Annotated in this window: 1 protein-coding gene; it reads left to right on the top strand. The window is 68.4% G+C overall.

Annotated elements, in window-relative coordinates:
- Positions 1-244, top strand: a 244-nt coding sequence (locus tag ACLJNW_RS23515) for an FAD-dependent oxidoreductase (RefSeq protein WP_410961128.1), incomplete at its 5' end; no start/stop codon positions are given.
- Positions 245-377 lie beyond the last annotated feature (133 nt).

The following is a 377-nucleotide window of genomic DNA, read 5'->3' as shown; positions in this document are numbered from 1 at the left end:
GGGCGGCATCGTCGACACCACCCCGGACGCCTGCCCGATCATCGGCAAGACTCCGGTGCAGAACCTGTTCTTCAACTGCGGCTGGGGCACCGGCGGCTTCAAGGCCACTCCCGGCTCCGGAAACGTCTTCGCCGCCACCCTGGCCAAGGGCGAACCGCATCCGCTGGCCGCGCCCTTCTCCATCGAACGTTTCCACAGCGGTGCGCTGATCGACGAGCACGGCGCGGCGGCAGTGGCGCACTGACAAAAGCCGCCCGAAGGGCGAAATCCGCTGCCCCTCGCCCTTCAGGGAGAGGGAGCCCGGACCAGCCCGATCACCCAACCAGGCCGCGCACGCTGAAATACAGCTGCGACGGCCCGAGCAGACAACCGATGGC

The sequence above is a fragment of the Salmonella sp. SAL4457 genome (genome assembly GCF_046548235.1).
GTDB classification, from domain to species: Bacteria; Pseudomonadota; Gammaproteobacteria; order Enterobacterales; family Enterobacteriaceae; genus Salmonella; species Salmonella enterica.
The sequence above is the reverse complement of the archived record's forward strand: the minus strand, read 5'-3'. Positions and strand labels throughout refer to the sequence as shown.